We start from the raw sequence: 14,126 nt of genomic DNA, 5'->3' as shown, positions 1-14,126 counted from the left end.
AACGAATGAAGATCATCGAAACCGATCTGCCGGGCTGCCTGATCGTCGAACCGCAGGTGTTCGGCGATTCGCGCGGCTATTTCTACGAGTCGTTCAATCGCGACAAGCTCGCCAAGGCCGGGCTGGACCTCAGCTTCGCCCAGGGCAACGTGTCCTCCTCCGCGCGCGGCGTGCTGCGCGGCCTGCATTACCAGTGGCCCAAGCCGCAGGGCAAGTTCGTCTCGGTGATCGAGGGCGAAGTCTGGGACGTGGCCGTGGACATCCGCCGCGGTTCGCCGCATTTCGGCCGCTGGACCGCGGCCGTGCTCAGCGGCGAGAACAAGCGTCATTTCTGGATACCGGAAGGGTTCGCGCATGGCTTCGCCGTGCTCAGCGAGAAAGCGGTATTCACCTATCTGTGCACGCAGACCTACGACGCCCAGGCCGATGCCGGCTTGCGCTGGGACGATCCGGATCTGGCGATCGACTGGCCGATCAGCGAGCCGACGCTGTCGGCCAAGGATCAGGCCACGCCGCTGTTGAAGGACGTCGCCGCGGAGCGGTTGCCGGACTACGCGGCATGAAAATCCTGTTGCTGGGCGGCGACGGCCAGGTCGGCTTCGAATTGCGCCGCAGCCTGGGCGCGCTCGGCGACGTGGTCGCGACCACCCGCAGCGGTGTCTTGAACGATGGCGGCGGCGCCTGCGAGGCGCTGGACCTGGCCCAACTTGAAACCGTCGCGCCGCTGTTGCAGCGGCTGCGTCCGGATTGGGTGGTCAATGCCGCCGCTTACACCGCGGTGGATCGCGCCGAAAGCGAGCGCGATGCGGCCTTCGCCATCAACGCCGCCGCGCCGGCGCGGCTGGCCGAGTTGTGCGCCGCCGACGGCATCGCGCTGTTGCATTACTCCACCGACTACGTCTTCGACGGCCGCGGCACGCGCCCGTACCTGGACACCGACCCGACCGCGCCGCTGAGCGTCTACGGCCACAGCAAACTCGCCGGCGAGCAGGCGATCGGCGCCAGCGGCGCGCGCCATCTGATCCTGCGCACCGCCTGGGTCTACGCCACGCGCGGGCAGAATTTCCTGCGCACGATGCTGCGCCTGGGCGCCGAGCGCGACGAACTGCGCGTGGTCGCCGATCAGCACGGCTCGCCGACCCCGGCCTGGCTGCTGGCCGACGCGGCGGCGCGGGTGCTGAAGCAGGGCATCGCCGAATCGGGCGTGCGCCATCTGGTCGCCGCCGGCCAGACCACCTGGCACGGTTTCGCCGAAGCCATCTTCGAAACCGCCCTGGCGCGCGGCCTGATCGCGCGCGCGCCGCGGGTGCTGGCGATCACCACCGCCGACTACCCGACTCCGGCGCAGCGGCCGGCCTATTCGGTGCTCGACAGCGGCCATCTGCGGGCTGAGTACGGGCTGAGCGTTCCCGACTGGCGCGATGCGCTGGATGCGACCTTCGACCGGGACGGCTGAATCGGCCGCGACCGGTCAGGCGAATCGCCCGATTGTGCGAGGCCGGTCACGTTGCCTATGATCGCGGCGTAGCGGGCAGGGTGCCTGCGAGCCGGCGGTGAATGGCATTGCCCGGCAACGATCAGGGATAGGGGGCGCAATGGGAATCGGATTCGAACGCAGCCTGCGGATGTGGGCGGCGGCGTTGTGCTGCACATGCCTGGCCGGTCCGGCGATCGCGCAGGCGCAAACCGCCGGTGCCGGCGTAGCCCCCGCGACCGTCGCGGGCGGTATCGACGTTGCCGTCTATGCGATCCGCGACAGCTTCAGCGACATCAAACTGTCGCCGACCGGCGCCTACTACGCGGCCACCGTGCCCCTGGAAGACGAGACCATGCTGGCCGTGCTCAAGCGCGATCCGGCGTCGGCCGACGTGCGCAAGGCCAAGATCGTCGGCCGCTTCCGCCTGGCCAAGGACTACCACGTCTCCGGCTTCATCTGGTCGGCGCCCGAACGCCTGCTGATCAGCATGGCCTACAAGCGCGGCAAGCGCGATCAGCCGATCGAATCGGGCGATATCTACGCCATGAATGCCGACGGCAGCGGACTGGAAGTGCTGATGGGCAGCCGCTCGCTGAAACGGCCCGACGGCAAGACCGTCATGCCGCCCGATCGCGGCGAGCGCGGATTCGCGGCGATCATCGACGACTTGCCGCAAGACCCGGTCAACGTGCTGATCTCGCTGCAGCCTTACAGAAGCGAATACACCCGGGTCGAAAAGCTCGACACCCTCACCGGCACGCGCACGAAGATTTCCAGCGCGCCGATCCGCGATGCGGTGTTCCTCAACGACAACCACGGCAACGTGCGTTTCGCGCTGGGCTATAACCGCGACGGCAAGCGCGAGCTGTATCACCGCGACGCCGGCCAGGGCGACTGGCAGTTGCTGCGCGCGGAAGACGACAAGAAGCTGATGGACCTGCCGATCGGCTTCTCCGCCGACGATCGCATCGCCTACATGCGCAGCGAACACGAGAACGGCCCGGATTCGATCACCAGCTTCGATCCTGTCAGCAAGGCCCGCGCCGAGGTCCTGCGCGATCCGGTCTTCGATCCGGCCCGAATCATCTATCGCAACAACAGCCGGATTCCGGTGGGCGCGTTCTTCCTCGGCGACGGCAAGCCGCGCACGGCGTTTTTCGATGCCAACTCGCCCGAGGCGCGGCGTTATCGCAGCCTGGAAGCGGCGTTCGCGGGGCAGACGGTGCTGCTGAACTCGCAGACCGACGATGAGCGCTGGTCGTTGGTGCAAGTGGCCAGCGATCGCAATCCGGGCGACTTCTTTCTGTTCGACAACACCCGCAGCAACGCCGAGCACGTGGTCAGCCGCCGCAGCTGGTTCGACCCCGCACACATGGCGCCGAGCCGCGCGATCGTGGTGGCGGCGCGCGACGGCTTGCAACTGCACGGCCTGTTGACCGTTTCGGCGAGCGCGGGCGCCAAGCCCGCGCTGGTGGTGATGCCGCACGGCGGCCCGTTCGGCGAACAGGACGTGTGGGGCTTCCAGGACGACGCGCAGATGCTGGCCGCGGCCGGCTATGCGGTCCTGCAGATCAACTACCGCGGCTCCGGCGGCTACGGTACCGCGTTCGAGCGCGCCGGCCAGCGCCAATGGGGCGCGAAGATGCAGGACGATCTGACCGACGCCACGCGTTGGGCGATCGCGCAGGGGCTGGCCGATCCGCAGCGAGTCTGTCTGTACGGCGCCAGCTACGGCGGTTATGCCGCGTTGATGGGCGTGGCCAAGGAGCCGGCGCTGTACAAGTGCGCGGTCGGCTACGTCGGCGTCTACGACTTGAACATGATCCAGCGCCAGACCAACAGCCGGCGGGTGATACGCGAGTGGATGGGCGAGCCGGCCGAACTGGAAGCGGCATCGGTGGTGCACATGGCCGACAGGATCAAGGCGCCGGTATTCCTGGCCGCGGGCGGCAAGGACGAGCGCGCGCCGATCGCCCACAGCAGGAAAATGGAAGCCGCGCTGCGCAAGGCGGGGGTGCCAGTGGAAACGCTCTACTACGAGACCGAGGGCCACGGCTTCTACGCGCAGGAACATCAGCGCGAATTCGCCAGCCGGCTGCTGTCGTTCCTGTCCAGGCATCTGGGCGGACGCACGGCGCAAGCCGCCGCGGCGACTGCGGCGACGGCGAAGGATTGAATCGGCGGATATTTACGAGCGGTGCCGCGACGGCACCGGAACAACGCTATGGCTAGTCAGAAGGGGGCAAGGATGAAGTACTGGGTAGGCGGCATGCTGTTGGCCGCGTTGAGCACGACCGCGGCCATGGCCGCGGAGGTACCGGCGGACATCGCGGCACCCGCGGCGGCGAGCGCCGCATTGGACATCGACAGCTTCGCCAAGGGCGACACCTTCAGCGACATCAAGTTGTCGCCGACCGGCGAGTTCTTGGCCGCGTCCGTGCCGATGAACGACGAAACCGCGCTGGTGATCTTCACCCGCGAGAACATGAAGCGCACCGGCGTGTTCCGCGTCGGCCGGCACAATCACGTGGACGATTTCTGGTGGGTCAGCCCGACCCGCGTGCTGATCAGCATGGCGCAGAAGCTGGGATCGCGCGACGAGCCGATCGGTACCGGCGAAATCTTCGCCATCAACGCCAACGGCACCGGCGCCGACGTGCTGGTGGGCTATCGCGTGCAGGGCCGCGGCGCCGGCACCCGCATCCAGCCGAAGAAAGTCGAGGACGTGGCCGCGTTCCTGGTCGATGACCTGCCGGCGGAAGACCGCGCGGTGGTGATCTCGGTGCAGCCGTTCAAGGCAGATGCCTATTCGCGCGCCGAGCGCCTGGACACCTTCACCGGCCAGCGCAACCTGGTGGCGCTGTCGCCGGTGCGCAACACCCGCTTCACTACCGACAACGCCGGCGTGGTCCGCTTCGCGCGCGGCTTCGGCACCGACACCGTGCGCAAGCTGTTCTATCGCCCCGGCAACAACACCGAGTGGACCTTGGTCAGTTCCGATGCCGGCGAGAACGGCATGGATCTGCCGATCGGGTTCTCGGCCGACGACAAGACCGCGTACTTCCAGACCGAACATGCGCAGGGGCCGGATTCGATCGTCGCCTTCGACATCGCCACGCAGACGCGCAAGGAAATCCTGCGCGACAAGGTCGCCGATCCGGACCGGATCATCTATCGCACCAACAGCCGGATTCCGGTCGGCGTGTTCTTCGCCGACGGCAAGCCGCGCACGGTGTTCTTCGAGAAGAATTCGCCCGAAGCGCGCCAGTACAAGAGCCTGGAAGCGGCGTTCCCGGGCGATGCGGTGCGCATCACCTCGCAGAGCGCGGACGGCAAGCTGTCGCTGGTGGAGGTCTGGAACGACCGCAGCCCGGGCGATGTGTACCTGTTCGACAACGAGAGCAAGCACGCCGCGCACATCATCAGCCGCCGCTCCTGGTTCGATCCGGCGCAGATGGCGTCGGTGAAGCCGGTTGCGTTGAAGGCGCGCGACGGGCTGGCCCTGTCCGGCCTGCTGACCACGCCCAAGGGCGCGGCCGGCAAGTCGATGCCGCTGGTGGTGATGCCGCACGGCGGACCCTACGGCATCCAGGACCACTGGCAGTTCGACGACGACGCGCAGGTGCTGGCCGCGGCCGGCTATGCGGTATTGCAGGTGAACTATCGCGGCTCCGGCGGTTACGGCGAGGCCTTCATCCAGGCCGGCCGGCGCGAGTGGGGCGGCAAGATGCAGGACGACGTCACCGACGCGACGCGCTGGGCGATCGAGCAGGGCATCGCCGATCCGGCGCGCATCTGCATCTACGGCGCCAGTTACGGCGGCTATGCCGCATTGATGGGCGTGGCGCGCGAGCCGGGGTTGTACAAGTGCGCGGCCGGCTATGTCGGCGTCTACGACTTGCCGCTGATGCATACCACCGGCGACATCCAGAAGCGTGGCTCGGGCGAGAGCTATCTGCGCGATTGGATCGGCACGCCCGAAGCGCTGGACAAGGTGTCGCCCGCGCGTCTGGCCGGCAAGATCAAGGTGCCGGTGTTCCTGGCCGCCGGCGGCCAGGACGAACGCGCGCCGCAGGTGCACAGCGAGCGCATGGAGAAAGCCTTGCGCGAGGCCGGCGTGCCGGTGGAGTCGCTGTACTACAAGAGCGAAGGCCACGGCTTCTACGAGGAAGCGCACAAGCGCGAGTACTACTCGCGTTTGCTGGCGTTTCTGTCGCGCTCGCTCGGCGGCAAGGTCGCCACCGCGCCGAAGCCGGACACCAAGCAGTAACCCGCTTGCGCGGCCGCCGCGACACGGCGGCCGCGGCCGGAAACGAAAACGGCGCCCCAGGGCGCCGTTTTCGTTCGCAAGCCCGGCGCGAACGCCGCCTCACTTCACCCCGTGCATCCAGCGCTTGAGCAGCGGCGACAGCACCAGGAACAGCACGCCCGAGCCGATGCCCAGCCACATCAGCATCGAGAACAATTCGCCGTACTTCATCGACGCCACCGCCATGTCGATGGTGCCGCCCTCGGGGATTTCGACCGAGGCGATCTTGGCGAACTGCGCGGCCAGCACTTCGGAGAACGCGGTGGCGAGCCAGAACGCGCCCATCATCAGGCCGACCACGCGCGCGACCGACAACTGCGTCACCGCCGACATGCCGATCGGCGACAGGCACATCTCGCCGACTTCCAGGATGAAATACGCCGCGACCAGATACCACACGCTGGCCATTTCGCCGCCGCCGGAAATCTTCGCCGCCGCCATCAGCGGCAGGAACGACAGGCCGGCGAAGATCAGCCCCAGCGACATGGTCACCGGCTTGCTCGGATTGCGGCCCTTGCGCGCCAGCCACGGCCACAGCCAGGAAAACAGCGGCGCCAGCACGACGATGAAGAACGCGCCCAGATAGGTCAGCGAACCGGCGGTCTGCGGCACCAGCACCACGTCGTGCGCGGTCGCCAGCGCCAGGCCGATCGCCAGCAGCGCGACCAGGCCCTTGGCCAGGCCGTCGCGGCCGCGATCGCTGGCGACCAGCGCGGCGACCATCAGCGGCGGGCTGGCGGCCATCGAGAACAGCGACCACGGCAGGGTGGGCGAGTACTGGCCCAGGGCCATGCCGAACATGTCCTTGGTCATCAGGCGATCGTTGAAGGTGACCCACGAACCGTAGGTCTGCTCGTACAGGGTGAAGAAGATCAGCACGGCGAAGATCAGCACCACCAGCGCCAGCATCTGCTCGCGTTGCTCGCGCGTGCACTGGCGGGCGATGAAGCCGAAGAACCAGATCAGGAACACCAGCAAGGTCGCCAGCATGATGCCCAGCGCCGCGGTGAAGCTGATGGCGCCGAGCTTGATCGTGATCTGCGAGGCGAACTGGATCGTTCCCCACAGCACCAGCACGCCGGCGGCGCTGCCCAGATAAATCCACGCCTCGCGCGAGAAGCCGTTGACCTTCTCGCGCAGCTTGGCCGGATCGGCCGGTTCGGCGTGGCCGCGCAGATAACGCTGGCCCCACAGGAACATCGCCAGGCCCGCGATCATGCCGATGCCGGCGGCGCCGAAGCCATACTTCCAGCCGTAGGTTTCGCCCAGGAATGCGCAGATCAGCGCCGAGAACAGCGCGCCGACGTTGATGCCGGCATAGAACAGGGTGAAGCCCGAATCGCGGCGCGGGTCGTTGAGTTCGTACAGCTTGCCGACGATGGTGGAGATGTTCGGCTTGAGGAAGCCGACGCCGGCGATGATCAGGGCCAGCGACAGATAGAACACCTGCAGCGCGGTTTCGTCGCGCACCGCCACGCCGTCGACCATCTTCGCCGCGTGGCCCTCAAAGGCCATGCCCAAGTGCCCGAGCACCAGCAGCACGCCGCCCAGCACCACCGCCTTGCGCATGCCCAGGTAGCGGTCGGCGAGCAGGCCGCCGATCACCGGCACCGCGTAGACCAGGCCGCCGTAGGCGCCGATGAGGTCGTAGCCGGCGTCGTCGCTGAACAGGTGGTACTTCAGCAAGTACAGCAGCAGCAGCGCTTTCATTCCGTAGAACGAGAAGCGCTCCCACATCTCGGTGAAGAAGCACACGTACAGGCCCTTGGGGTGGCCGAGGAAGTCGTCATTGCGCGGGGCGGCGGGCGCCTGGATCGAAGCGGTGCGGGCTGCGGGCACGATCGGGTTCTCTGCGGTCCCTGGGATGGGCCGGGAGGCGGGAGTATAGGGCGATGGGCTGGGGCGGCCCTCATCCGGCCTGTCGGCCACCTTCTGCCGTGAACGGGAGAAGGGAGACCTCGCGTTTACGTCTCATGCTCAGGTCTTCAATCTTCTGCGCGTGCTTATAGCTCCCTCTCCCGCTTGCGGGAGAGGGCTGGGGTGAGGGCCGCCTCGCCGCGTTTCCTCCAATCCCCCGGAAAAACCCGCTGCAACCGCCTTCGCCGGGGTTTTGCCCAATCCCGCTTTTTGCCGCACTGCACTTTTACAGCGGCCCGCGGCGGATGCGATCATCGGCGGATTGCGTGGCGCCCGGCCCCTGGCGGCCGGCTCCGCACATACGCTGCCGCATATGCCCGATCACCCGCGATGGAGACGCCGATGGCCTCGTCCGCACAGCCACAATTGACCTTCCGAGCCGTCCTGCTATCCGTCTTCCTGGCGGTGATCCTGGCTGCAGCCAATGCCTATCTGGGCCTGTTCGCCGGCCTGACCATCGCCACCGCGATCCCGGCCGCGGTGATCTCGATGGGCGTGCTGCGCCTGCTCGGCGGCGGCACCATCCTGGAAAACAACATCGTCCAGACCGGCGCTTCGGCCGGTTCGTCCATCGCCGCCGGCGTGATCTTCACCATCCCGGCGCTGGTGATCCTGGGCTACTGGCAGGACTTCCGTTACTCCTGGGTGCTGGCCATCGCCGGCCTCGGCGGCCTGCTCGGCGTGCTGTTCTCGGTGCCGCTGCGCCGTTCGATGATCGTCGAAGACCCGCTTCCCTTCCCGGAAGGCAAGGCCGCGGCCGAAGTGCTCAAGGCCGGCGAAAATCCCGGCCCGGGCCTGAAGATCCTCGGCCTGGCCGGCGGCATCGGCGCGCTGGTCAAGCTGGCGGCCGAAAGCGGCCTGCGCGTGATCCCGGACAACGCCATCGTCTCGGGCTGGATGGGCAAGTACCTGGGTTTCATGGGCACCAACCTGTCGCCGGCGCTGCTCGGCGTGGGTTACATCGTCGGCCTCAACGTCGGCATCGTGGTGTTGTCCGGCAGCGTGCTGTCGTGGCAGTTCGCCATTCCGATCTATCACGCCTTCTTCCTCAACTCCGATCCTGAGCTGGCCGCGCGCATCGCCGACGGCAGCGCCGAAGCGATCGGCCGCGCGATCTGGTCGGCCAAGGTGCGCTACCTGGGCGTGGGCACGATGCTGATCGGCGGCGTGTGGACGCTGTTCTCGCTGCGCAAGTCGCTGCTGTCGGGCGTCAAGAGCGGCCTGGCCGCGGCGCGCAAGGGCAGCAGCGGGGTGGTCGCCGAAACCGACCGCGACCTGCCGATGAAGTGGATGCTGATCGCGCTGGTCGCCTTCGTCATGCCGCTGATGCTGCTGTATCAGGCCATCGTCGGTAACTGGTTCGTCAGCGTGCCGATGACCATCATCATGATCGTCGCCGGATTCCTGTTCGTGTCGGTGTCGGCGTATCTGGCCGGCCTGATCGGTTCGTCGAACAATCCGGTCTCGGGCATCACCATCTCGACCATCCTGTTCGCTTCGGCGGTGCTGGTGCTGATGCTCGGCCGCGACTCGCCCATCGGAGCGGTCGCCGCGATCATGATCGGAGCGGTGGTGTGCTGCGCGGCGGCGGTCGGCGGCGACAACCTGCAGGACCTCAAGGCCGGCTACATCGTCGGCGCGACGCCGTGGAAGCAGCAGCTGATGCTCGGCATCGGCACGTTCTCGTGCGCGCTGATCATGGCGCCGATCCTCAACCTGCTCGCCGCCGCCTACGGCATCGGCGCGCCCACCGCCGAGCATCCGAACTCGCTGGCCGCGCCGCAGGCGACGCTGATGGCTTCCGTCGCCAAGGGCATGTTCGGCGGCGAACTGCCGTGGACCATGATCGGCATCGGCGCCGGCATCGGCGTTGTGATCATCGCCTTCGACGAATGGCTGAAGTCGCGCAAGTTCAAGTTCCGCGTGCCGGTGCTGGCCGCGGCCATCGGCATCTACCTGCCGCTGGAACTGATGGTGCCGATCTTCCTCGGCGGCCTGCTGTCGCACATCGTCGGCCGCCGTCGCGGCCTGACCAAGGACAGCGACGAGGCCGAGGTCGATCGCGTGCATCGTCCGGGCACCCTGTTCGCCGCCGGCCTGATCACCGGCGAGGCGTTGATGGGCATCGCCATCGCCTTCCCGATCGTGATCTCCACCCGCGCCGACGTGCTGGCGCTGCCCGAGCGCTTCCACTTCGGCGCCGGCATCGGTCTGCTGGTGCTGGCGGTAGTGGTGTGGATGTTCTACCGCAGCAGCCGCAACGCGCCGGTACCCAAGGCCTGATTCGAATCGACGGCCCGGCGCAACGCCGGGCCGTTCTTCTTTCCATCCCGTGCTTTTCGCCGCCTCGCGCGGCGCACGGCACATCCGATAACGCAAGAGGTTTCGCCATGACGCCACGCCACGCACTTCTGCCGTTGGCCCTGACCCTGGCCTGCGCATCCGCGCCGGCGTTCGCCCTCACCCCGGCGCTCGCGCGCGGCCTGGAAGCGCGCGATCTGGCCAGCCTGGACCGTTACTCCTCGCCGACCTTGTCGCCCGACGGCCGCCAGCTGGTGTTCGCCAAGCGCGTGGTCGATTTCGGCGCGAACAAATCCTCGACCTCGCTGTGGATCGAAGACCTGTTCGCGCGCGACGCCGCGCCGCCCAAGCGCCTGACCCCGGAAGGCTGGAACGTCAATTCGCCGACGTTTTCCGCCGACGGCAAGACCGTGTATTTCCTCAGCAGCAAGGGCGGCAGCTCGCAGCTGTACGCGCTGCCGCTGAGCGGCGGCACGCCCAAGCAGGTGACCGCGTTCGACGGCGACGTCGGCGGCTATCAGCTCTCGCCCGACGGCAAGCGCCTGGCCTTCAATGCCGAAACCTACGTCGAGTGCGCGGCCGATCTGGCCTGCACCAAGAAGAAGTTCGACGCGGCCGAGAAGAGCAAGACCAGCGGCAAGGTCTTCGATCGCATGTTCGTGCGCCACTGGGATGCGTGGAACGACGGCCGCCTGAATCGTCTGTTCGTGACCGATCTGCCGGCTGCGGGCAAGACCGCCAGCGCCGCCAAGCTGGTCAGCGGTGAAGTGATCGGCGACGTTCCTTCGCGTCCGTTCGGCGACAGCAGCGAATACACCTGGTCGCCCGATAGCCAGTCGCTGGTGTTCAGCGCGCGCAAGGCCGATGCGAAGGAACCGTGGTCGACCAATTTCGATCTGTACCTGGTCGGCGCCGACGGCGGCGCGGCCAAGAACCTGACCGCGTCCAATCCCGCCTGGGACACCGGCGCGGTGTTCAGCAAGGACGGCAAGGCCCTGTACTACCGCGCGATGAAGCGCCCGGGTTTCGAAGCCGACCGCTTCGGCCTGATCGAACTGGATCTGGCCAGCGGCAAGTCGCGCGAGATCGCGCCGCAGTGGGATCGCTCGGCCTCGGGCATCGTCTTGTCCGACGACGGCAAGACCATCTACACGACCACCGAAGACCTGGGCCAGCAGCCGCTGTTCGGCGTGGATATCGCCAGCGGCAAGGCGAACCTGCTGATCGGCGAGGGCACCGTGGGTTCGGTGGCGCTGGCCGGCAAGACCCTGGCTTTCACCCGCAACAGCCTCAAGAGCGGCGACCAGATTTTCGTCGGCGGTCTCGACGGCGCGCCGCAGCGCGCGATCACGCCGAACGCGGGCGAACTGCTGCCGGGCGTGAAGTTCGGCGAGTTCGAACAGTTCGATTTCAAGGGCTGGAACGGCGACACGGTGCACGGCTACGTGGTCAAGCCGTGGAATTATCAGGAAGGGCAGAAGTATCCGGTCGCGTTCCTGATCCACGGCGGCCCGCAGGGCAGCTTCGGCAACGGCTGGAGCTATCGCTGGAATCCGCAGACCTACGCCGGCCAGGGCTATGCGGTGGTGATGATCGACTTCCACGGCTCCACCGGTTACGGCCAGGCCTTCACCGATGCGATCAGCCAGCACTGGGGCGATCGTCCGCTGGAAGACTTGCAGAAGGGTTGGGCCGCGGCGCAGAAGAAGTATTCCTTCCTCAACGGCGACAAGGCCTGCGCGCTGGGCGCCTCCTATGGCGGTTTCATGGTCAACTGGATCGCCGGCAACTGGAACCAGCCGTGGAAGTGCCTGGTCAGCCACGACGGCGTGTTCGACCAGCGCATGATGGGTTACGCGACCGAAGAGCTGTGGTTCACCGAGTGGGAGCAGGGCGGCACGCCTTACGAAAAAGCGGCCAGCTACGAGAAGTTCAACCCGGTCAATCACGTCAAGGACTGGAAGGTGCCGATGCTGGTGATCCACGGCCAGCAGGATTTCCGCATTCCGGTCGAGCAGGGCCTGGGCGTGTTCACCGCGCTGCAGCGCCAGGGCATCGAGTCGAAGTTCCTGTATTTCCCGGACGAAAACCACTGGGTGCTCAAGCCGCAGAACAGCGTGCAGTGGCACGACACGGTCAACGGCTGGTTGAAGCAGCACATCGGCCAGTAACCACAGTTCCCCCCTTTGCTTGTGCCCCTCGTTTGTTTCCCCCCTTTGAAAAAGGGGGGGGATTTGCTTTTGCCGCACGAAGAGCAAATCCCCCGCGCGCCGATTCATTTCAAGACCCTCTAGCAACGCAACGCGCAGCCCCCTTTTTCAAAGGGGGCAATGGGTTTCCGCGCGCGGACAACTCCCGGCCCTTGCCCGCCTCGACCAATTCGAAGTACAAGCGGGAACGCCAACGCCACGGAACTCCCGCATGCCCGATACCGCCCGCACGGCGCTCATCAGCAACGACATCGTCGTCCTCGGCCTGATCGCCGCGACGCTGGGGCTGGTGTTCTGGACCTCGTCGAAACAAGCCGGGTTCTGGAAGAAGTTCTATACCTTCGTGCCGGCGCTGCTGCTGTGCTATTTCATTCCGGGCATCTACAACACCATCGGCCTGGTCGACGGCCAGAACACCAAGCTCTACAACCCGGTCGCGAGCCGCGTGCTGCTGCCGGCGGCGCTGGTACTGCTGACGCTCACCATCGATCTCAAGGGCGTGCTCCGGCTGGGCCCGAAGCTGCTGGTGATGTACGCGGTGTCCTCGCTCAGCGTGATGCTCGGCGCGATCGTCGCCTTCGTGGCGATGCGCGCCTTCCATCCGGAAACCGTCTCCGGCGATACCTGGGGCGGCATGGCCGCGCTGGCCGGCAGCTGGATCGGCGGCGGCGCCAACATGCTGGCGATGAAAGAGATCTTCCAGGTCGATGCGACCACCTTCGGCCAGTTCGCGGTGGTCGATGTCGGCGTGGGCTATGTGTGGATGGCGGTGCTGATCTTCCTGGCCAGCCGGGCCAAGCAGATCGACGAGCGCAGCGGTGCCGATACGCGCGGCATCGAGGAGCTCAAGCAGCGCATCGAAAGCTTCCAGGCCCAGCATCAGCGCGTGGCGAGCCTGACCGATCTGGCGATGATCGTGGGTATCGCGTTCGGCGTGGTCGGATTGGCGCATGCGATAGCCGGCCCGCTGTCGGCGTGGTTCGCCGGCAACGTGTCGTGGGCGCGCACGGTCAGCCTGCACGAGCCGTTCTTCTGGGTGGTGGCGGTGTCCACCTTCGCCGGGCTGGCGCTGAGCTTCACCCGCGCGCGCGAACTGGAAGGCGCGGGCGCGTCGAAGATCGGCAGCTTGCTGTTGTACTTCCTGATCGCCTGCATCGGGCTGCAGATGGACATCCTGGCCTTGCTCGACAAGCCCTGGCTGTTCGCGCTGGGCTTGATCTGGATATCGGTGCATATCCTGATCTTGTGGGGCGTCGGCCGCTTGCTGCGGGTGCCGTTCTTCTATTTCGCGATCGGCTCGCAGAGCAATATCGGCGGGCCGGCATCGGCGCCGGTGGTGGCGTCGGCGTTTCATCCTTCGCTGGCGCCGGTGGGTGCGCTGTTGGGGACACTGGGGTACGCGACGGGAACGGGGTTGGCCTATGTGGTCGGCATCACCTTGCGCTCATTGGCCGGCGCTTCTCCGGCTTGAAGTCTGCGCGCGGGAGCGGGCCGCAATGCTTCTTCACAAGAGCCAGCGCTTCTTCCAGCCGTCATTCCCGCCTTCGTGGGAATGACGGCTGGGAGAGAGACGATGTGTGTTGCAGCGGCGTGTCTTCGGCTGTGCATCGCAAGCATCGGATCACTAGTGATCGTCCAACGAAAAAGGCCGCCCTCGGGCGGCCTTCGCACATTCGCATCCGGGTTAACTCAACAACACCCGATCCGTCCGCCGCCATAACGCGCCTTCTGCCGCTCACGGAAGAACGTCGCGTAATCCGGAATCGGCCGCTCCGGATGCTTCTCCATCAGGTGCCGGACATAGTTGTCGTAGTCCGGCACCCCGCAGCACAGCCGCGCGGTCTGCACCAGACGGCGCCAGGTGCGCTTGTAGATCTGGTACTGGCTGACGGGTACGAGTTCGGTGCCCATG

Annotated in this window: 9 protein-coding genes; 7 read left to right on the top strand and 2 right to left on the bottom strand. The window is 66.7% G+C overall.

Features of this window, described 5'->3' with window-relative positions:
* Positions 1-5: 5 nt before the first annotated feature.
* The 4 genes from rfbC (at position 6) to LG3211_RS16540 (ending at position 5,747) form a co-directional block, all read left to right on the top strand.
* On the top strand, positions 6-563 hold the full coding sequence (gene rfbC / locus LG3211_RS16555; RefSeq protein ID WP_057943798.1) for a dTDP-4-dehydrorhamnose 3,5-epimerase: 558 nt from the start codon (positions 6-8) through the stop codon (positions 561-563).
* Entirely contained in the window at positions 560-1,456 is an 897-nt protein-coding gene (rfbD, locus tag LG3211_RS16550) for a dTDP-4-dehydrorhamnose reductase (protein ID WP_057943797.1), read from the top strand. Before rfbC ends, rfbD begins: the two co-directional genes overlap by 4 nt.
* Positions 1,457-1,595: 139 nt before the next feature.
* Positions 1,596-3,653, top strand: coding sequence for an alpha/beta hydrolase family protein (locus tag LG3211_RS16545; RefSeq protein ID WP_237049774.1), 2,058 nt, complete (start codon positions 1,596-1,598; stop codon positions 3,651-3,653).
* A gap of 126 nt (positions 3,654-3,779) precedes the next feature.
* The gene (locus LG3211_RS16540) at positions 3,780-5,747 is read left to right on the top strand and encodes an alpha/beta hydrolase family protein (RefSeq protein WP_057945541.1); all 1,968 of its coding nucleotides are present in this window, start codon (positions 3,780-3,782) and stop codon (positions 5,745-5,747) included.
* A 99-nt stretch (positions 5,748-5,846) separates the two neighbouring features.
* Here the strand turns inward: LG3211_RS16540 and LG3211_RS16535 are convergent, their stop codons facing one another.
* The gene (locus LG3211_RS16535) at positions 5,847-7,625 is read right to left on the bottom strand and encodes a peptide MFS transporter (protein WP_237049773.1); all 1,779 of its coding nucleotides are present in this window, start codon (positions 7,623-7,625) and stop codon (positions 5,847-5,849) included.
* Between the two features lie 420 nt (positions 7,626-8,045).
* Here LG3211_RS16535 and LG3211_RS16530 point away from each other — a divergent pair, with 420 nt between their 5' ends.
* The 3 genes from LG3211_RS16530 to LG3211_RS16520 all read left to right on the top strand — a co-directional run bounded on the left by LG3211_RS16530 (position 8,046) and on the right by LG3211_RS16520 (position 13,685).
* Entirely contained in the window at positions 8,046-9,986 is a 1,941-nt protein-coding gene (locus tag LG3211_RS16530) for an OPT family oligopeptide transporter (protein ID WP_057945539.1), read from the top strand.
* A 107-nt stretch (positions 9,987-10,093) separates the two neighbouring features.
* Positions 10,094-12,175 carry a S9 family peptidase gene (locus LG3211_RS16525; RefSeq protein ID WP_057943796.1) on the top strand — a complete coding sequence of 694 codons (2,082 nt, stop codon included), beginning with the start codon at positions 10,094-10,096 and terminating at the stop codon, positions 12,173-12,175.
* Between the two features lie 250 nt (positions 12,176-12,425).
* Positions 12,426-13,685: a DUF819 family protein gene (locus LG3211_RS16520; protein WP_057943795.1), complete on the top strand. Its 1,260-nt coding sequence runs from the start codon at positions 12,426-12,428 to the stop codon at positions 13,683-13,685.
* A gap of 218 nt (positions 13,686-13,903) precedes the next feature.
* Here LG3211_RS16520 and LG3211_RS16515 read toward each other — a convergent pair whose 3' ends face one another.
* On the bottom strand, positions 13,904-14,125 hold the full coding sequence (locus LG3211_RS16515) for a YbdD/YjiX family protein (RefSeq protein ID WP_057943794.1): 222 nt from the start codon (positions 14,123-14,125) through the stop codon (positions 13,904-13,906).
* Position 14,126: the final 1 nt, after the last annotated feature.

Origin of the sequence: Lysobacter gummosus, from assembly GCF_001442805.1 — a bacterium.
In the GTDB taxonomy this organism is placed as follows: Bacteria; Pseudomonadota; Gammaproteobacteria; order Xanthomonadales; family Xanthomonadaceae; genus Lysobacter; species Lysobacter gummosus.
Note: the sequence above shows the minus strand (reverse complement) of the source record. Positions and strands in the feature narration are given on the sequence as shown.